Genomic DNA, 19188 nt, shown 5'->3' on the forward strand with positions numbered 1-19188 from the left:
CGCTCGTCGGGGGACACCACGTCATCTCCCTGTTCTACAGGCAACTCCCATTCAGGGGTTACCTTCCAGTCCCTCGGCGGACGCTCTGGCATATACCCCCCGTCCGGCGAGGCGTACCAGCGACCGGTGTGCGGGCGCCTTCGACATGCAAACGAAGCACCATTCAGGCAAGTCACCGGATTGCTCATAGATGCGACGTACCCGTGCGTCGAGCAGTTCTGTTCCACACTCCGTACATCGCCTGAAAGCCGACATGATCTCACGGTACGTGTCTGCCTGTGCCTTAAGCAGGTGGCGTACTGCCTCATCATTGGGTGCCACTGTTCCGAAGCGCAGCGGTAGCAGGCTCCCGTCGGTCATCAGCCGCTCGAGCACCGCCTGGTGTGCCTACAGGTCCCGGCGCTTTTTGTCGGCCCTCCAGGTAGAGAGCAGCGTCATACGGCTCGTGTTCATCGGCGAGGCTCCTGACCGGCGACCGGTCCCCTGACCAGTTGGGGCCCAATCGCGGGCCGTTCGTTCGGCATCTGCCCCACGGAAGGTGTGACGTTACCGACGCTCCCCGCGCAGTTATGAAAGGAACCCGATTGCACAAGGTCGGGTGTTGCCCGTTCCCCCCGTGCGGGCATCCACGCAAGGGGCAGGCCGGGCGTCCCCCCGCGCCTTCCCCTTGCTCTTCCACGTGGTGTGGCAGGAGCGCGGGGCTCGCTACGCCGCCGGAAGCTCCCATGTCACATTGGTTGGCTGCGCCTGCCGGCGCCGCCGCTGTCGGAGAGCGAGTGTGGGTGTGCTGGTTGCGGAGCGGTATCGGCTGGACGAGCCTCTGGGGCACGGTGCCATGGGCGAGGTGTGGCGCGCCACCGACCAGACGCTGGGCCGGCCGGTGGCGGTGAAGCTGCTCCGCGCGGACGAGGGCGACGCGGCGGCGTCCGAGCGGTTCCGGATGGAGGCGCAGACTGCGGCCCGCCTCAGCCACCCCCACGTGGTCAGCATGTACGACTCCGGCTGCCACGACGGCCGGTTGTACCTGGTGATGGAGCTGGTCGATGGCTGGAGCCTGGCCCAGGACCTGGCCGTGCACGGGCTCCTGAATCCCCAGGAGGCCGCCGGGATCGGCGCTCAGATGGCGGCAGGCCTGTCCGCGGCGCACCTTCAAGGCGTGATCCACCGCGACATCAAACCCGGCAACATCATGCTCACCAGCGACCGCATCGTGAAGATCACCGACTTCGGGATCGCGCGCTTCGCCGACGACGCTTCCCACACCCTCACCGCAACCGGCAAGATCCTGGGCAGCGGCTCCTACCTGGCACCCGAACGCGCCGTGGGACGCCCCGCCGTGCCCGCCTCGGACGTCTACGCACTGGGCTGCGTGCTGTACGAACTGCTCACCGGACGCCCCCCGTTCCTCGGCGAGAACACACCGGCCGTCGTCCAGCAGCACGTCAACGCCGCCCCCGTCCCACCCGACCAGCTGCGCCCCGAGATACCGCGATCACTGGCTGACCACCTCCTGCTCCTGCTTGCCAAGGACCCGGCGCAACGCCCGACCGCCGAGCAGGCAGCGGGCTGGCTCGCCGCCTTGGATGGACACTCGGACCAGGCGCCGCCGGCGCCCCAGGCCATCCCTCCGGTCCCCCCAGCCCCGGCGCACCGGCTTCGACCGTCGCGTTCCCGGCCCACCGGCAGCAAGACGCCGTCCAAGGCCGTGATCGGTGTCGCCGGAGCGGTCGCGTTCGCCGTGGCAGCCGTCATTGGCGCTTCTGTGACTTCCGGCGACGGCGATCCTTCCTCTCCTTCCCCGGGCAGCACGGTGCCCTCCACCTCTACGCCTCCCCGTGAGGTTCCTCTCTCGGGCGCCCCGTCGGCCACGCCCTCTCCCGGTCTGTCGTCATCCGCGTTTGATGACGACGAGGACGAAGAAGAGAAGGAAGAGCCTCCGAAGAAGAAGGGCGGACGGAAGGGTGGGAAGGATTGAGGACGCAGACGGACCCGCTTAGCACGGCCCCACCCTCGGACCCCTGACCCACTTCGCCACGCACCCACGCGTGCGTCACATCCCTCGCTGCACGAGCTCGTCAGTGACCAAGCACGACAGATCCCCGTCGCCGCTGGAGACAGTGACTGCGGTGGGAGCAGTGCCAACGGGACGCTGATACGCCGCCCAGTCGGGTCCGCTCTCATTGGGGTTGAGTCCATTCTCGGGACCGACGCCTCGATGACTTCCTCGGTACGCCTGTTCGATGGTGAAGCCGTCACTGGTGGTGTCCGCTTTGTATGCGTCCTGTCCCGCGTTGAGGAGGGCATTGCTGGACACGTACCACACATCGTTTGACGTGTCCGGTGTTGCGGGCGTGGATCTGGAATCCGCACCACTGGTCCCCCGGCTGTGGAGGCGGTGTCTTCGGTGCCTGGCCAATCGAGTCGTAGTACTTGGCCAGGACATTGGCTCTAGACGGCCGCACTTCACGCTTTCCACGGTGACCGACAGGGTGGTCTCGCCTGTGTTGATCGTGAGCGGGTTGCCGACAGTTGCGCCCTGCTGTCCAGGCAGCGTAGGCGGCGCCGAGGTGTGCTCGTGCTGGCCACGGGACTGCCGTGATGGAGGTGGCTTTCATAGGAATGCCTTCCGCCGCCTGGGCCTACGCGCCCGGTGGCTCCGGGCCCGGCTTGGGAGGCGTCACGGCCTAGCCAAAGTCGAAACCGCAGTCGCGGCACTGCATGACACCTCTGCGCACCTTGTTGCCACACACCGGGCAGTAGCGGCTGTGCGGCCTGGTGATGAGCCACACGACACCCAAGATGATGTCGCCGAGACCCCACAGCAGAATGATCAGGCCGACGCCGATGCCGGTCCCGACCCGACCGGCTTGGCAGATGGTCAGCTCGTCGCCGACCAGGCCTTTGCAGCTCTCGCTTGTGGAAGCTCCAGCGATGGCCCAAATCAGCATGATCACGTTGAAGGCGAGGATGACCCACGTGAATACGCGCCAGCGGGGAATCAGATGACGCCGCGCCTTCGGTCCATCGCCGTCGGCAGCAGGCTGCGTGGGTGAGCCGTGGGAGGCCATTAGCGACCCCTCCTCTTGGACGCCCTGTGTGTATTTGCGCAAATTTATCTGTGTGCTTGCCGCTCGAAGCCCCGGCACACCGCCATGATGATCTCCAAGCCGTGCTGGGTGAAAGACACCGGAAGTCGATCCGGACACCGATGCGTGCCGCGACAGGCAGCGCAACCCCCGTCTGGCAGCGTGACTTTTGCCGTGGCCGTCGGCGTTGGTGAGATGACATGTGAACTTGTTCCGGCAACCCCCCGCCGGACTCGTGTGGTTGACGGCCCTGACTCCCGCCCGGCGTCAGGGCCGTCGTCGCATGGGCAGACGAAGGTCACCGCAAGACGGGCCAGGTTCCGGTAAGCCGGTGTACGGCGGTGGCGCCGCCGCGGTCGACGGCTGCCTTGACCGCGGAGTCGTGTACCCGGTTCGAGAAGCCACCGCAGTCCGGACAGACGGCCCCGGCCGCCCAGCCTCTTGCCACCACGTCGACCGTGCCGAAATCGGCCGTTACCGCTTCGACAACCAGGTCGTCGATCCCGTCGAACAGCAGCGAGTCCCAGAACGATACCTCGGCCTGCATGACCAGCACCGTCACCGGCCGCAGCCGCAAACGACGGAGACCTACAGGCACCTGACGGAACGTCACTACCTGCCGTTCGGATGCCGGGCGTACGCGGTCTCACACCCGCTCGGTGTATCGCAATCGAACACTGCGGTGACCCTCCGCGACCGCTCCCCAAGATCTGTGCCAGAACCCGGTTCTCGTGAACAAAGCCACTCGCTGCCGTCCAGGAGTTTGTACACCTGTGGCGGTTGCTGCACCGTCAGCTGCCGGAGGTATACGAGGAAGCACTTGCTGTCGGCGAGCGGCGCCTGTAGTCGCTAAGCCCGCCGCCCAAGGAAGAACGGGGATAGGAGCGGGCGGACAAATGGCCCAGCCCGCTTGCCGGCGCTGCGACAGCTGCGCAGTGCAAGCCAGCCCGCCCCATCGTGGACAGACTCGGTGAGGTCTGGCCAGGTACGCCGAGGCAGGACACCGTACTAGGCGCTGTTTCTCGGATCATGTGCGGAGCCAGATCAGGAGTGCTGCGAGTGTGACGGTGCCGAGGTAGATGTAGGCGCGTTTCTCGTAGCGGGTGGCGACGGCTCGGAAGCCCTTCAACCGGTTGATGGCGCGTTCGACGGTGTTGCGCTTCTTGTAGCGCTCGCTGTCGAAACCGGTGGGCCGGCCGCCTCGGGAACCGCGGTTGCGGCGGTGTTCTTGCTGGTCGAGACGTTCGGGGATGGTGTGCCGGATTCCACGTCGTCGCAGGTAACGACGGTTAATTCGGGACGTGTAGGCCTTGTCCGCCAGGACATGGTCGGGGCGGGTGCGGGGCCGCCCGACTCCGGTGCGAGGCACGGATACCTGCTCCAGCACGCGCTCGAGCTGAGGGCCGTCGCCGTAGTGTCCGGGTGTCAGGACGAGGGCGAGGGGTCGGCATCGTCCCTCCGCGGCGAGGTGGATTTTGGTCGTGAAGCCTCCGCGGGAGCGTCCCAGGCATTCGCCGATCTGACCACCTCCGCCAATCGGGCGGCCAGCTTCCGAAGCACCGGATCGGCCTGGTTCGTCCCCCGGACGGCCCCCTTTTGAACAACCGCGGCCGGCCGAGCCTTCCTTGCGCCGGCGGCGTGCTGGTGGGCCCGCACCGCTGTTGAGTCCACCGAGACGTCCCAGTCGATCCGGCCCGCGGCGTCCTCGGCGGCCTGGACCTTCGACAGCAGCATCTCCCACGTTCCATCCGCGGACCAGCGGCGATGCCGCTTATAGACCGTCTCCCACGGCCCGAACCGTTCCGGAAGATCCCGCCACTGAACACCCGTCCGCACCCGGTAGAGGACCCCGTTGATCACCCGACGGTGATCGCTCCACCGGCCCCCACGAGTACCACCACGAGGTAAGCACGAAGCCAGCCGATCCCATTCCGCATTTGTCAGATCCCCACGGCCCATACCCCGAGCCTGACCCCAACCCCCCGCTCACGTCCCGAGATCCGAGAAACAGTGCCTAGTACTCCAGCAGGATTTCGCTGTCTGACCTGCGGGTTTCGCTGGGCGGCTGGAGTGTAGCGGGCTGTGGAGTGGTCAGGGGCGGTCTCACGGAGGCCGCCCCTCGAACGTGCGACAACGCCGCAGGTAATGACAGCGGTTGGGAAAGCTCCCCACGTGATCTTCGAGAGTGCTGCCGAGCAGTGGGACCTTGAACTGGACGACCTCTTCGTGACCATCGGTCATCACTTCGGCCGTGTGGAGCTTCGCCGCCGCATGCGTGACTACGTACGCGGACTGCTCGCCCCGGTGGCCCGAAAGAACAGCTGGCAGCTGGCCGAACAGGCAGGCCATGCCACCCCCGACGGTCTGCAGCACCTGCTCGCCGGCGCAAAGTGGGAGCCCGACGACATCCGCGACGACCTGCAGCAATACGTCGCCGACAAGCTCGGTGAGGACGGCGGGGTCCTCATCATCGACGACACCGGCTTCATCAAGAAGGGCACCACCTCCGCCGGGGTTCAGCGCCAATACTCCGGAACCGCCGGCCGCACCGAGAACTGCCAGATCGGTGTCTTCGCCGCCTACGCCTCCGGCCGCGGGCGCGCCTTGGTGGACCGGGAGTTGTATCTGCCCAAGTCCTGGGCCGAGGACCGTGAACGCTGCCGCGCGGCCAAAGTCCCCGACGACCAGGCGTTTGCCACCAAGGGCGAACTGGCCCGGCGCATGGTGCTGCGGGCCCTCGCCTCACCGCTGCCCATCGCCTGGGTCACTGCGGATTCCGCCTACGGCCAGGAGAGTCGCTTCCGTCGGCTGCTGGAGCAGTCGGGCGTCGGCTATGTGCTGGCCGTGCCCAAGTCCCAGTTCACTGTGGGCTGTCCCCGCATCGAGGGCCTGTTCGCACAGGCCCCGGCCGAGGCGTGGGAGAAGATCTCATGCGGAGACGGCGCGAAGGGACCGCGGGTCTACCACTGGGCGGCGGTGCGGCTGCCGGCCGTCGCCGAGTTCGACTACCAGGGCGAGGTCCCCCATCGGATGCGGTGGGCGCTGGCCCGTCGCAGCATCCGCAAGCCCGACGAAGTCGCCTACTACCTCGCCTACGCCCCTTTGGAGACCACCGCCCGGGAACTGGTGCGGATCGCCGGGTCGCGCTGGGCGATCGAGGAGTGTTTCCAGGCCGCGAAGAACGAGTGCGGCTTGGACCAGTACGAAGTCCGCCGTTACGTGGGCTGGTACCGGCACATCACCCTCGCCATGCTCGCGCACGCCTTCCTGGCAGCCACGGCACACCAGGCCAGGGAAAAGGGGCGGAACCGGTGAGGCAGCCGGGGCCATCGCGCTCACAGTGGCGGAGGTTCGGCGACTCCTGGCAGCTTGTCGTCCCCGGCCCCCGCACCTGCGCGGACGCCGAGGCCGACGCCACGCGATGAGCTGGTCGAACTGGCGCCGACGACGCCAGGCAGTCGCCCGTCGCTGTCATTACCTGCGGCGTTGTCGCACGTTCGAGGGGCGGCCTCCGTGAGACCGCCCCTGACCACTCCACAGCCCGCTACACTCCAGCCGCCCAGCGAAACCCGCAGGTCAGACAGCGAAATCCTGCTGGAGTACTAGTCGCCCCAGGCCAGGGCACCGCAACCGACTAACTTCGTTGTCAAAGGACAGTGAGACGCAGGCCCGGATCGGATCAACTTCGGTGAGATCGGAGCAGGTCGCATGAGACAGGACACTGGGCGAAGAATCAAACATGTTCGACTGGCGTCACCGCCGCCAGGCCGTGCATCTGCCTACAGGAAAATTACAGCTTTCCTGTAGCCTCGCGGAACGCACGCCGCACCGCTGTCGGACCGCACAAAGGGTTTCAGTAGCTCGAGATCTCTTTCAGTGGCGCCCCGGAGATTGCAGTGCGAGCGATGAGGCCGGACGCGGCAACCACCCGGCTGCACTGGAACGTCCTTGGGACATGACGCACCCGAGTCCCGACCCGCCGAACTGGCCGCACTGTGGTCACGGCGCTGACCCCACGACCGATCCGGTGGGCTGTCCCGGCATCCACGTTCCCGGACACACCGCGTGCCTGGCTCACCTGAACGAGGCCGACCGCTCTGCCTACCTGGCCACCCTGTCTGCCGGCGCCGACATCGACCACCGCAGCACTTCGTTCACCTTCTCTGAAGGTGCTCGGTTCAGCGGGGTGACTTTCTCCGGCGACGCCTGGTTCGGTCGGGCACGGTTCGAGGCCCCGGCACCGTTGGTGACGGGTGGCGGGGAAGACCTCCGCGAGCGCGCTCCAGAAGCCGAGTGTGCCGTCGCCAAAGGCCAAGAGGGCCCTGCTGTCATGCGCCAGCCCTCGTCGACCCCCTGACCTCCTGAACGGATGGCCGCGTGTGAGCACTACCCCAACCGAACTCCCCACCGGGCGTACCCCGGGCCGTACCTGGACGGTGCGGCTGACCGGGCACGCCGACCGGACAGCCACCGTCTCCTGCTCCACGAGCGGCTGCACCATGCCACCGCGGTCGCGGGACGTGGCCGGACTTCGCCGCTTCGCCGCTCTGCACGCCGCTGCCCACGCCAAAGCCGCCCGGGTGCGGGAGAAGGCCTCCTGCCAGTGCTGGGCACATAGTTGCACCGCACACGAAGGCATGCGCGTTCACTGCTCCGGCAGCACTGTGCTCGTTCTGCGGCACGACCCGGCCGTCGCACGCGTGTGGCACCTCGCCGAAGTGTGCGCCGCCTGCGCGAAAGTCATGACCCACACCCGTGTCGTCGGCCTGCCCACACCCACCACCCTGTCGGCCACAGCGGCACCGGAGCGGCGACCAGAGCGCAGTGAGCAGGCCGGGCAGCGCGTTCCAGCACCCGCTGCACCCGCCGCACCTGCTGCGGTGGCGGTCGGGTTCTCCTGCCCGCCCCCACCGGCGGAGACGAGGCTCCGCGCCGTGCTCCGGGGCAAGCCAAGCGCGGCCGGCGACGCGGCACTCCGCACGGCAGTCAACGCCGCTGACAGCCCGAAGGGCCCAGCAGTGACGTCACTTCCGGGCCCTGTCGATGGTGCGCGAGTTGAACGAGCCGCGGTCAGGAGGCTGCCACGGTGGCCTTCTCGGCAGGCCCGGACACGGCGGGTGCCGCATCAGCCTTGGCCGTGTAGTAGACGGTCGAACCCTGCTTGACCCGGTCGACGCGGCTGCGGGCCACCAGACGCTCGGTGGTGGTGCGCACGAGGTTGTCGTTGACGTTCCGGCCGGGGTTCGCGTCGGCGAGGGCCTTCGCGATCTCGCGTGCAGTGCGCGGCTCGCTCTGGCTGCTGAGGTGGGCGTGGATCAGTTCGGTCAGTGCAGGCCCCTTGTCCGCACCCGTATTGGCTTCCTTCGCCCCGCCTGTGGTGGCCGCGGTCTTCTTCGCGGCGACCGTCGTCGCCTTCTTGGTCTCCTTCTTGGCGCCAGTCTTCTTCGCCGGCGCTACTGCGTCGGCGGGCTTCTTCGCGGCTGGCTTCTTCGCGGCTGGCTTCTTCGCAACTGCAGCGGTCTTCTTCGTGGCGCGGCGGGGTGCGGGAACCGCGCCGGTGGTGTCGCCCAGAGCGGCGCTCACGCTCTCCAGCAGGGCGTGATCGGTCTCCAGAGTGGCGAGTTGGGTCTGCAGGGTTTCGATCTCCGCACGGATGCGGTCCTGCTCGGCGGTGTTCTCGGCGAGGTCGGCGGCAACCTTGCCGGCGTACGCGGCCTTGAGGGTGGTGTTCTCCTGCGCGGTCATGTGAGGGCTCCCTGGTGTGCGCGAAGGTGTTGGGTGGGGACTCTAGATCACTTGTCTGTGCAGGTGTAAGGGTTCGGGCAACCCATCACCCCTGCAGACAGGTGTGGGGGCGCGGTGGTGCCACCCGCATGTGTACACCTGCGCCCCGGCCGACGCTCCCGGCCCACGGCACAAACTCCCTCCGTCACCTTGCAGTTGGGGTTCTTCACGGACTTCGTCAACGACGCCGGCCTCCTGCGCGAGACAGGCGCCGGCCGCGAAGGATCCCGGCTCTCGTCACCGAGTGCCGAGGGCCGAGCTCGCCGGCGATGGGCCAGAGTTGGTCGAGCACGAGATCGGTGGCGGACAGGGGGCACCCGGCGACGGTGCGTCCGCGGCTGTTGGCGTTGAGGTAGTGGGCGAGGACGGCGAGGTGGCGCCAGGTGGCTTCGGATGGCAGAGGGTTGTACGGCCGCGCCCTCCAGTTCCCACGACCTTCATCGCCCTCGTGCGACCGGTCGCGTTCAGCGGTTGACTGCCCCGACAAGGACGACGAGTGCGGTGAGGACGGCCGCGAGAGTCATCGCCATCGCAGCCGCGCCCCCGAGGACTCGCCGGTCCGCGGGCCGCTGCTCATGGGCGAGTCTGAGCGCCACCCACGCCGCCTGCGCGAGTACGCCGCCAACGAAGGCGAGCAGCAGCGGCATGATGCCGTCCGGAATGGGCAAAGCGCTCGTCACGAAGGCTCCGGCGACCGGGCTCAAACAGGCCAGCCCGATCCACGGAGCAACGCGCCGCCTCGGTTGCACCCCCAGCAGAGCGGCCAGCACCAGGCCCTCGCTGGCCGCGTGCACGAAGAGCGCCGCCACCACGGCGACCGAGGCGGTCAGCGCCAGGGTCGCCCCCTCCAGGAAGCGGTGCAGAGCGAGCCCTGATGCCGCGCCGATGCCGCCCGCACGACCCGGCTCGCACGGGCAGCCGATACGGACCACGGCACCCATCACCCCGTACGAGGCGAGCGCGGTGACCGGCACCGCCCACAGCGGCACGCCGGCCTCATGGGCCTCCTCCCACGCGTCGGGCAGAAGATCGAGGACCGCAGTGATCAGCAAAATCCCTGACGCGGCGGCCAGCAGAAGCGCCGACCGGCCGGATCCGCGCCGCGCCAGCCAGGCGCCCACCACAGTGGCCACAGCCACCAGGACCACAGCCACCAGCGTTTCGGTGGAGGGCAGCTGCCACCCGGTCCCGTCGTCAGTGTGCGCGCCTGCTGCGTAGAGCACGGAGAGCATGTCCCCTCCCTCCGAGGGGGCGGGCTTGCGTGCGCAGTACCCGGGCGAACCGGCTCCGTACTTCACTATTCCACCGCGCTGCCCATGCGCGAATCGGCACCGCCCACACCAAGCCTGACCTGCCCAAACATCCCCCGTCGTCCGAGCGCGCACGGCACCCGGAGCCGGGCTAGCGTGGAGGGGGAGGACAACCACCTCGATGAGGAGGGATCATGCCTCAGGCCCGCGAGCTGTTCGACACCCTGACCGCCAAGTCCGGGCTCAGCAGCGAAGTCCTTGCCAACGCCGTGGACACCTTGCAGGAATGCGAGGAAGTGGTCGGGGCTTGTTCGATGGTCATGCTGGGCGAGCAGTACGCCGTGCAAATGGCGCCCGCGATCAGCCGGGACCTCGACTGCGCCGACGTCGTAGGCGTGACGCGCCGCCTGCTGACCCGGGGCAGCGGCCCTGACAACAGCCTGATCAGCGCCCAGTTCGAAGCCTGCCTGCTGGCCTGCGAACGCAGCTACGAGATGTGCAGCAAGCACGCCGCCGAGCACGCACACTGCCGGATGTGCTCGGATGCGACCCGCCGCTGCGCCGATATGTGCCGCCAGATCCTCGGCGCACTCCGTGCATAGCTGCCCCGAGCCGAGTCGGAACAACAGGAACTTCAGCAGGCCCCAGTACGTGGTGCGCCGACGCCAGTGCGCTGTGCGGTCCCTCCCAGCTGCCTTTCACACCATACGGGGCGTCACCCAGTCGGAATGAGGAGCCGTTTCGGCGAGGCCCCGTCGCAGCGTTTGCCCAGCCGACGTCGAAACCGGCGTGGCATCCAGGGGACTTTGCATGCCGTCCGCCGCCCGGAACGCCCAGGGGCTGGCATGACAGGCAGTGGCCTCGCCACCGCGGCGGTAACCGCCGCGAGCGCCGGCGCCGACGCTCGCGGCGCACAGCGGTCAGCGGCTGTAGCAGTACGAATCCGAGGAGGCGTCGCCGCCTTGCAGGCGCGTCTGGTGCACGCGCAAGCCCAGGAAGTCCGGGCCGTGCGGGAAGAAGCGGCTGTCCACGGAGAGCCCGCCGTGCGAGGTGTCGGCGTCGAGTTTGACCATCCACGGGTCGATGCCCTCGGGATAGAACTGCGCGTCCCAGGCGCCGTACAAGGAGTTCGTCAGGTAGACGCGCCGCCCGTCGCGACTGAGCTCGACCATCTGCGCTCCGCCGGAAAGCGGAATGTCCGGCTCGGTGGGATGCGGCTGCTGGCTGACTATGCCGCCAAGACGAACGGACGCGGTCTGCCTCGGATGGAATGGGTCGCTCACGTCGTACTGATGCAGATCGCCGGTTCCCCATGCGGATACGTACAGCCACTGGTCGTCCACCGACAGGTCGATGTCGGTGATCAATGGGGGCACGGCGCCGAACGGCTGCAGCGCCGGGGGCAAGTCCTCCGTTTGCGCGGGCTCGGCAGGAATGGTGATCACCTTGTGGACCGCGAAGTCCTCGCCCTCCCGGTTCCACAGCCACACCGACGCCGACAGGTCCTCCACGTTGACCACGGCGTGTGCGAACCCCCACGTTGCCTCGGGGTCGTGCGCGGGACGCAGCTCCAGCACCATCTGGTTCTCATCCCCCAGATCGACACGCTGCAGGTGCCGGCCGGAGTCCAGCTCCCAGAAGTGCAGCGAGTGGCCGTACTGGCGACCCAGCAGCAGTTCGGGGACAAGGCCGTCCTCGAACATCGAGGGGGTGCCCCACTCGCTGGTCACGGCGATGTTCTGACGCAGATGCCACCAGAGGTCGTAGGCGAACCACTGCGGTCCGCGGTCGCTCTCCCAGGAGCGCAGCACTTCGAAGCTTTCGTGGTCCAGCAGCGCGACGCCGCCAGGCCCGTCCGCACCGTCCGCGCCGCCCAGGCACGACAGGAACACTCCGTCGGGGCCACAGTGGAGTGTGTGCGGACGCGAATATCCGGCCTTGGCGGCCAATTCCTCGGGCTCGACCACCTTGACCAGGCGCGGGCGGGCGGGATCGGGGCCGGTGTCGAAGACGTGCAGCCGGGAGGAGCGCAGTCCCGGGACGATGAGGTAGCGCCGCGCAGCGTTGTGATGACCGGCATGCGCCAGCGCGCTCGAGCAGGCATTCCAGCCGAAGTGGTGCAGTTCGTTGCCCAGGCCGGGCAGCTCGGCGTGGGAGGTCACGCGGCCGTATACGGGCGATTCGGGGTCGGTGCCGACGGTGAACAACGCGTCCGCGCGCTGTGCGGTCGGATCGAAACCGACGACATAGGCGAGTTCCTCCGCGGGCGCGGCGACGGCGTCCGCCGGAGTGCGGTACAAGGTGGGGTCACTGTGGTCGTCGCGGTCGTGAGCGTGCTCAGTCGTCCTCATGGCTGTTCCTTACTCCCGAACGGGAGCCTGGATCCTGGGGGACTCCCGACAGGCAGCCGGGCTCACCCGTTCGAGATCGATGTGCAGACGCAGCGGGACAGATATGCCATATAGCGAGCGTTTCACAGCCCCGGAGCCTTGCCAAGGCGGCAGCGCGGCGGCGCGGACCGCCTCAGTGCGCGGCTCGTCTCCGGCACGCCCGAGAGCGGCGGCGAGCGGACACCCGGCCTTCCGGCCGCCTTGCCAGTTGACCGTGTCAGACGCCGCTCGTTGATCCGGCCTGATCGACCGGACAAGGATCTGGCGGGCCCGGCAGTGACAGCTGCGGGGTGCGGCCTCGGTCGGCTTGTCGGTGTGCCAGTAGGTCAGGTGTAGCAGCGCCGGGCGCTGGATCTGATCCGCCGTCGCGACCTTCAGCACGCCCAGCATGCGCAGCACGTCCGCGCGCAACGGGTTCGACGACCCGCCCGGGTTCGTCTCCCTCTTCCCGACCATCAAGAGCGCCTCCCCGTCCTCCGCGCCCGGCCCGGTCGGACGCAGCTGGCCCGCCGGGGCTGGGAGGGCATCCGGCCCTCCCGGAAACCCGATGATCTCCTCCCCCACTGACAACACAGGAGGGAAGAAGAGGGTTGTATCGGATCGGCAGACGCCCCGAACGGCGGTTCGACCAGGGAAGATGCAGGGCTGCCCAGGGTCGGGCACGGAAGTGGGTACGGCAGTGGGTTCGCGAGCGCCGACCGAAGGAGCACCCGATGGCCTGCCCGGCCTGCCGTTCTCCCGGCGGCGCGGGCACGGCTCGCTGGTGCTCGGCACAGTCCGGGCGCGTCGAGCAGCTGCCCGCCAGCCTTTGCTCGGTCACCATCGCGTGTCTCTCCTCGTGCTCAGGCGGTCTCTACCAGCCCCGTGTAGGCCGGGGCTCGCGCCCGAGGCAGCAGGGGCGGCCGAGGGGCCGCTGGCCGCTGCGTGCCCCTCACGCGCGAGCTGGCCGCCATCGTGGACAGCGCCCCCTTGTCCGCGGTCTATTCGCTGCTGGCAGCGAGGCTGGTCAAGGAGAAACGCGGCCCTTCGGCAGCAGGCGCTGGACCTCGAAGGCGCAGACACGGCTGGAGCTGTTCAGGTGGCTGTCGTACTACAACCCGGCGCCGCCGCCACTCCGCCCCCGGCTACCTCGCGCCAGCCGAGTACGAACAGCAATTGATCACGTCACGTACGCTGTCACTCGTCGCGTGAAACCCGGTGTCCACCCCCGGGGATCAACCTCACCCCCGCAGTGGACCGCTGAAGCGCGCACCACTCTACGTTACGGGTACGCTACCGGACGTCGACTGGCCAATTTCCTATGTCTCCCACGGCAGTTCCGGGCCGTATGAGTGGGCCGGAACACCGGGGAAATCCCCGTTCCCTAGGCTCGGTGGGGCCGCATATCGCGTCGATTCCCGCGACCACCTGTGTCCGGCCATGTGCCAGGGGGGAACACCCGAAACCGTGCCCAACAAGCCAACACGCCTGTCCGCCTTCATGGCGCGGGCACTACCACGCACCATCCGCGGCCGACTGCCACTGCTGTTGGCGCTGCCTACGTGCGCCCTCGTGGTGGTCGCCACCGTGGGAACCATTACGCAGTCCTCCCGCTACGGGGAAGCCGGGCGCACCCGCGACCAGGTCGTCCTGGTCCTCGGTGCCCAGGAGTTGGTCCACCAACTGCAGCGGGAGCGCGGGCTGACTGCGGGGCTGCTCGGCGGTGACCAAAGTCTCCGCAGCCGGGTGGATACCCAGCGCAAGGCCTCGGACCAGGCGCGTACCGCGCTCGACCGGCAGCTCGCCGGGAACTCGCCCGGCGTCGGCGCCGCACGTGACGCTCTGGCCCAGTTGGACAGCCTGGCCACCGTACGCGGCGAGGCCGACAGCGGGAGCGTCAGTCGTGCCGAGGCACTCGCCTTTTACACCCACGCCATCACCGCGCTCACCGACGCGGCCTTTCACGGCGGTACGGAGCTGGTAGACCGCCAACTCATGGACAACCTCGCCACATTGCGCAAGCTCGGCGACGGGGCTGAAGCGGCCGCGCTGGAACGCGGCACACTCAACGGGATCCTCGCTGCCGGGTCCTTCAACGATCGCGACTACCGGACCTTCATCACGCTGCTGGGCACCAAGGGCAACGCCCTTGCCGAGGTCCCACGTACCGCGACAGCGGCGCAGACTCACGCGCTGAACGCCGCGCTGCGCAGCCAGTCCGCAGTCGCGGTCGCCCGCATGGAGCAACAGGTACTGACTGCGCACGATGCCAAAAAGCTGCCGGTCACTCCGGCCGACTGGTGGCAGCCCGCCACCGCGTTGGTGGACGGCTTGCACCAGGTGCAGATCCGTGTCGCCGACGACAGCAGCGCTCGCGCAGAGCAGTTGCGCTCGGACGCACTGCGGCAGCTCCTCCTGGAGGCGGTCCTGGCCCTGCTGGCGATCGCCGGGGCGGCGGGGCTGGCCTTGGCGGCGACTCGATCCATCCTGCGGCCGCTGCACGCGCTCACCGAGGAGGCCCACCGGCTCGCCGACCTCACCCTGCCGGAGGCCGTGGCGCGGGTGCGGGAGGCACAGAGCCAGGCAGACCCGGCCGAGCTCGCCGAGGGCTTCGCCGGCTCCGCGCTGGCCGCGCGCGGCGACGAAATCGCCAACGTGGCCAGCGCGCTGGACCGGGTCGCGGACACCGCGCTGCAGCTCGCCGTCGATCAGGCTGTGGTGCAGCGCAACAGTACAGAGTCTCTAGCCAGCCTCGGGCGCCGTAACCAGGAGCTGGTGGGCCGTCAACTGGGCTTCCTCAGTGCACTGGAACGCGCAGAGAACGACCCGGGGATTCTCGCCAACCTCTTCGAGCTGGACCACCTGGCCACCAGGATGCGACGCAACGCCGAGAGCCTGCTGGTTCTGGCCGGGGAACGCAGCCCGCGCCGCTGGGCGGATCCGGTGCCGATGGGCGATGTGCTGCGGTCCGCCCTCGGCGAGGTGGACGACTACCGGCGGGTGCTGCTGCGCCACACCGACCGTGCGCTGCTCGACGGCGGCGCCGTGTCCGAAGTGTCGCACCTCCTAGCGGAGCTGATAGAGAACGCCCTGGCCGCTTCATCCCCCGAGACCGATGTGGAGCTCTACGCCCAGGGGCACGGGGCGGACTATCTGATCGCCGTCGTGGACCACGGCGGTGGGCTCTCCGAACCGGAGCTCGCCACGGCGAACCGTCGCTTGTCCGGACAGGAGAGCTTCCTGGTGGGACGAACCCAGCTGCTCGGCCACTATGTCGTCGGCCGGCTGGCCGTCGGGCTCGGCGCCCAAGTGTGGCTGGCGCCCTCGCCGGTGGCCGGGGTGACCGCCTCCGTCCTCCTGCCCGGCCGGCTGCTGTCCTGGCAGGCCGATCTGGCCGCGGCACGATGAACCCGGCCGAAGATGCATTCGAGACCGGGGAAGTGGTCCGGCCGTTCATCGTGACGCGCGGCCGGACTCGCCCGGTGAGCAATCAACTGCGGCTGGAGACACTGGTGTCGGCGGCGCCCGCGGCGATGACCGCGCCCTTGGACTTCGAGCGCCAAGCGATCGTGGAACTGTGCCAGTACCCACGATCGATAGCCGAGATCGCCGCTCTGCTTCCGGTGCCGGTCGGGGTGGCCCGGGTGCTGGTCGCCGATCTGTCGATGGATTCCTACGTCCGCGTGCACAGTCACCTGTACGGGCACGACGACAGGCCCTCCGTCGCCCTGCTGGAGCGGATCAGGGATGGCCTGCTGCGGTTGTGACGGCAGGCGGGTTCTCGCCCGGCTCGAATGGTCTCGCCCGGTCGCGAACGTACTACCAGGGCACCATGCACGTACAGCATGCCTGCCCGGTGAGAAGGCCAGCGCGGGCAGCCCAGAGCAGGCGCTGCCCGGCGTTGTCGGTGATCAGGGCGGCGGCCTCGTGCAGCGGGCAGGAGGCGTCGCCGTCGCGGTCGGGCTCCACGCCTGATGAGACGCTGTTCGCGGCAATCATCTACGTGCTGGTCAGCGGCTGCGCCTGGCGAGCTCTGCCTCCGTGCTTCGGCATATCGAAGTCGAAGGCCCACCGCCGGTTCCTGATCTGGTCGCGGGCCGACGTCTGGGGCCGGCTGCACGAAGCGGTCCTGCACCAACTCGACGACGCAGGCCTCATCGATGTCTCCCGCGTCGTCCTCGACTCCGCCCACGTACGCGCTAAAAAGGGGGCGAACACACAGGTCCGAGCCCCGTGGACCGAGGCAAGCCGGGTTCCAAGATGCACATCCTGTCGGACGCGAACGGACTGCCCCTTCTCGTCGGTGTCTCCGCCGCCAACGTCCACGACAGCGAAGGGCTGACGGGTGGCCGCGTCGAGGCCGGGGATGGCCTCAAGGCGGCGGGCCGTGACGCTCAGGGAGACCACGATGTGGTCGAGACGGTCCCGCAAACCCAGAGGAAGCACCTGAGGCAGTGCGTCCTTAGGTTCTGTCCGGCGGATCTTGTGACTGTCTGATCGTCGGCTCGTTGTGCTCGGCGTGGGGCGGGGTGATCTGACCAATGACGAGTGGGCCCGGCTTGCACCGCATCTACCCAAGTCCGGGCAGCGCGGCGGCCGGTGGACCAGTCACCGCAAGGTGATCAACGGCATCGTCTTTCGCGAGAGGACCCGTGTCCCATGGCGGGACCTGCCCGCCCGTTTCGGGTCGTGGAAGACCGTCGACGAGCGACACAGACGCTGGTCAGCGGACGGCACGCGGGACCAGATCCTGCGGGCCGTCCAATCCGATGCCGATACCGAAAGCCGGATCGACTGGAGCATGGTGAGCGTGGACTCGACCTCGTGCCGTGCTTACCAGCACGCCGCCGGGGCCCGCAAGAAGGCGCCGCGTGTCCCAAAAAAGATCAACGCCCTGGCAGCACCGCCCCGACGAGGGGCTCGGACGGTCCCGGGGCGGCCTGTCCTGCAAGATCCACCTCGCTGCCGAAGGCGGACGCAGACCGTTGGCCCTGTTGGTCACGCCGGGCCAATGGGGCGACTCCCCTCAGCTGATCCCGGTCCTTGAACGTATCCGCGTCCCGCGCCCAGGCGGCGGACGCCCCCGCACCCGCCCGGACCACCTGAGCGGCGACAAGGCGTACAGCTCCGGCCGCAACCGCGGCTACCTGCGACGACGCCAGATCAAGCACACGATCCCCGAGCCGAAGAACCAGCAGAGCAACCGCAAACGCCGCGGCAGCAAGGGCGGCCGGCCCGTTGGCTTCGACAAGGAGCAGTACAAGCGCCGCAACGAAGTCGAACGGACCATCAACCGGCTCAAGAACTTCCGGGCCGTGGCCACCAGATATGACTGTGAGGATGTTGGGGTGCCGCTCCGGGCGGTGGCCTGACTCGCGATACGACTGGCCCTGGTGCCTTGAGTTTGATCTGTCGGCCACTGCTCGGGGCGGTACTCGCTGCCGCCGGGCAGGGGACGTGTCCCGATAGGGGCCTTCGCGACAGGCACCGTCACAGTCTTGACCGCCCCCGGCCCGGCGACGGCCACCGGTTCCCGAGGCGATCAGGAGATAGGCGACCTTGACTAGCATCACGCAGTCCACCGCCCCATGTCACGTCGCGGCGGACGCCGAGGACATCCTGCTCGGCGTGGACACGCACAAGGACGTCCACGCCGCAGCCGTCATCACCGTGCTCGGCGCCGCACTGGACGGTCGCAGCTTCCCCGCGACCGCCGATGGCTATCGGCAACTCCTCGACTGGGCAAGGTCATTCGGTGCCTTGCGGCGGGCCGGCGTTGAATGCACCGGCTCATACGGAGCCGCCCTGACCCGTCACCTGCGCGCCGAGGGCATCGTGGTAACCGAGGTCAACCAGCCCGACAAGGCCGCCCGACGCCGCCACGGCAAGACCGACGCCATCGACGCCGAGGCCGCAGCCCGCGCCGTGCTGACCGGACGCGCCACCGCCGCGGCGAAGACCGGCGACGGTCCAGTCGAGATGCTCCGACTGTTCAAGCTGGCGAAGGGGTCCGCGATCAAGTCCAGGACCCAGGCGATCAACCAGCTCAAGAGCGTCCTGGTCTCAGCTGACGCCGCCCTCCGCGAGTCGCTGGCGGGACTGAGCAATCCGCACCTGTTCAAGCAATGCGCAGACCTCGACCCCCAGCACGCGAGAGGGCCGGCCGGGGCCGCCCGCCACACCTTGAGGCTGCTGGCTCGCCGCATTCGGCACCTGACCGAGGAGATCGACGATCTCAACACGCGAATAGCCGAGGCAGTCGAAGTCAGCACGCCGGGCCTGCTGGAAGTCCGTGGCGTCGGCCCGGACAGCGCCGCTGCCCTGCTCATCTCGGCTGGCGACAACCCCGAGCGACTCGTCAGCGAGGCGTCCTTCGCAGCCTTATGCGGCACCAGCCCAGTCGAGGCTTCCTCCGGTAAGACACAGCGCCGCAGGCTGAACCGTGGCGGCGACCGCCAAGCGAACGCCGCCCTCTACCGGCTCGTCCTCAGCCGTCTACGCTGGGACGGCCGCACCCGCGACTACCTGCAACGACGTCTGACCGAGGGCAAGACACGCCGCGAGATCATCCGCTGCCTCAAACGCTACGTCGCACGAGAGATCTACCGACTTCTCGTCCCAGCGAACACTCCGGCTGACCAGACAGGACCTGCCAGCGTCGCTGCTTGACATCCATAGGGGCATCAAACTCGCGGTCCG

Annotated in this window: 15 protein-coding genes and 2 pseudogenes; 8 read left to right on the plus strand and 9 right to left on the minus strand. The window is 68.4% G+C overall.

The window, feature by feature from the left end:
- Positions 1-51: 51 nt before the first annotated feature.
- Positions 52-360 (minus strand): GvpL/GvpF family gas vesicle protein, encoded by a 309-nt coding sequence (locus OG729_RS00870; RefSeq protein WP_405811001.1) that lies wholly within the window; start codon positions 358-360, stop codon positions 52-54.
- Positions 361-778: 418 nt separating this feature from the next.
- Between OG729_RS00870 and OG729_RS00875 the strand changes: the two genes are divergently transcribed.
- Positions 779-1975 (plus strand): serine/threonine-protein kinase, encoded by a 1197-nt coding sequence (locus OG729_RS00875; RefSeq protein WP_405803598.1) that lies wholly within the window; start codon positions 779-781, stop codon positions 1973-1975.
- 709 nt (positions 1976-2684) lie between these two features.
- Here OG729_RS00875 and OG729_RS00880 read toward each other — a convergent pair.
- The 3 genes from OG729_RS00880 to OG729_RS00890 all read right to left on the minus strand — a co-directional run bounded on the left by OG729_RS00880 (position 2685) and on the right by OG729_RS00890 (position 5045).
- Positions 2685-3068: a hypothetical protein gene (locus OG729_RS00880; RefSeq protein ID WP_405803599.1), complete on the minus strand. Its 384-nt coding sequence runs from the start codon at positions 3066-3068 to the stop codon at positions 2685-2687.
- A 316-nt stretch (positions 3069-3384) separates the two neighbouring features.
- Positions 3385-3684 (minus strand): hypothetical protein, encoded by a 300-nt coding sequence (locus OG729_RS00885; RefSeq protein ID WP_405803600.1) that lies wholly within the window; start codon positions 3682-3684, stop codon positions 3385-3387.
- 429 nt (positions 3685-4113) lie between these two features.
- A protein-coding gene (locus tag OG729_RS00890; protein ID WP_405803601.1) for an IS5 family transposase occupies positions 4114-5045 on the minus strand; the annotation gives its coding sequence in 2 pieces (ribosomal slippage) (positions 4114-4695 and positions 4698-5045; 930 coding nt in all).
- Positions 5046-5261: 216 nt separating this feature from the next.
- Here OG729_RS00890 and OG729_RS00895 point away from each other — a divergent pair.
- Positions 5262-6401 (plus strand): IS701 family transposase, encoded by a 1140-nt coding sequence (locus OG729_RS00895; protein ID WP_405811002.1) that lies wholly within the window; start codon positions 5262-5264, stop codon positions 6399-6401.
- A 1755-nt stretch (positions 6402-8156) separates the two neighbouring features.
- On the opposite strand, the gene OG729_RS00900 is transcribed toward OG729_RS00895, so the two are convergent.
- A complete protein-coding gene (locus OG729_RS00900; protein WP_405803602.1) occupies positions 8157-8831 on the minus strand; it encodes a hypothetical protein in 675 nt (224 codons plus the stop codon).
- Positions 8832-9334: 503 nt separating this feature from the next.
- Complete coding sequence (locus OG729_RS00905) at positions 9335-10102, minus strand: hypothetical protein (RefSeq protein WP_405803603.1); 768 nt, start codon at positions 10100-10102, stop codon at positions 9335-9337.
- Between the two features lie 212 nt (positions 10103-10314).
- On the opposite strand from OG729_RS00905, the gene OG729_RS00910 reads away from it, so the two are divergent.
- Positions 10315-10722, plus strand: coding sequence for a hypothetical protein (locus tag OG729_RS00910; protein WP_405803605.1), 408 nt, complete (start codon positions 10315-10317; stop codon positions 10720-10722).
- Between the two features lie 318 nt (positions 10723-11040).
- Here OG729_RS00910 and OG729_RS00915 read toward each other — a convergent pair whose 3' ends face one another.
- Together OG729_RS00915 and OG729_RS00920 are read right to left on the minus strand one after the other, a co-directional pair.
- Positions 11041-12471, minus strand: coding sequence for a selenium-binding protein SBP56-related protein (locus OG729_RS00915; RefSeq protein WP_405803607.1), 1431 nt, complete (start codon positions 12469-12471; stop codon positions 11041-11043).
- A 9-nt stretch (positions 12472-12480) separates the two neighbouring features.
- The gene (locus OG729_RS00920; RefSeq protein ID WP_405803609.1) at positions 12481-13074 is read right to left on the minus strand and encodes a hypothetical protein; all 594 of its coding nucleotides are present in this window, start codon (positions 13072-13074) and stop codon (positions 12481-12483) included.
- A gap of 882 nt (positions 13075-13956) precedes the next feature.
- On the opposite strand from OG729_RS00920, the gene OG729_RS00925 reads away from it, so the two are divergent.
- A complete protein-coding gene (locus OG729_RS00925; protein ID WP_405803610.1) occupies positions 13957-15897 on the plus strand; it encodes a nitrate- and nitrite sensing domain-containing protein in 1941 nt (646 codons plus the stop codon).
- On the plus strand, positions 15894-16256 hold the full coding sequence (locus OG729_RS00930) for a DUF742 domain-containing protein (protein ID WP_405803612.1): 363 nt from the start codon (positions 15894-15896) through the stop codon (positions 16254-16256). Before OG729_RS00925 ends, OG729_RS00930 begins: the two co-directional genes overlap by 4 nt.
- Before the next feature lie 52 nt (positions 16257-16308).
- Here the strand turns inward: OG729_RS00930 and OG729_RS00935 are convergent, their stop codons facing one another.
- Positions 16309-16488, minus strand: a complete 180-nt coding sequence (locus OG729_RS00935; RefSeq protein ID WP_405811453.1) for a hypothetical protein — start codon at positions 16486-16488, stop codon at positions 16309-16311.
- Between OG729_RS00935 and OG729_RS00940 the strand changes: the two are divergent.
- The 3 genes and pseudogenes from OG729_RS00940 to OG729_RS00950 form a co-directional block, all read left to right on the plus strand.
- Positions 16457-16830: pseudogene (locus tag OG729_RS00940) on the plus strand (transposase); the annotation flags it as partial. The gene OG729_RS00935 and the pseudogene OG729_RS00940 sit on opposite strands and share 32 nt — an antisense overlap.
- Before the next feature lie 178 nt (positions 16831-17008).
- A pseudogene (locus OG729_RS00945) lies at positions 17009-17822 on the plus strand (IS5 family transposase); the annotation flags it as partial.
- Between the two features lie 226 nt (positions 17823-18048).
- Positions 18049-19158 carry an IS110 family transposase gene (locus OG729_RS00950; protein ID WP_405803420.1) on the plus strand — a complete coding sequence of 370 codons (1110 nt, stop codon included), beginning with the start codon at positions 18049-18051 and terminating at the stop codon, positions 19156-19158.
- The last annotated feature ends 30 nt before the right edge of the window (positions 19159-19188 follow it).

This window comes from Streptomyces sp. NBC_00210 (genome assembly GCF_045160975.1).
Classification (GTDB): Bacteria; Actinomycetota; Actinomycetes; order Streptomycetales; family Streptomycetaceae; genus Streptomyces.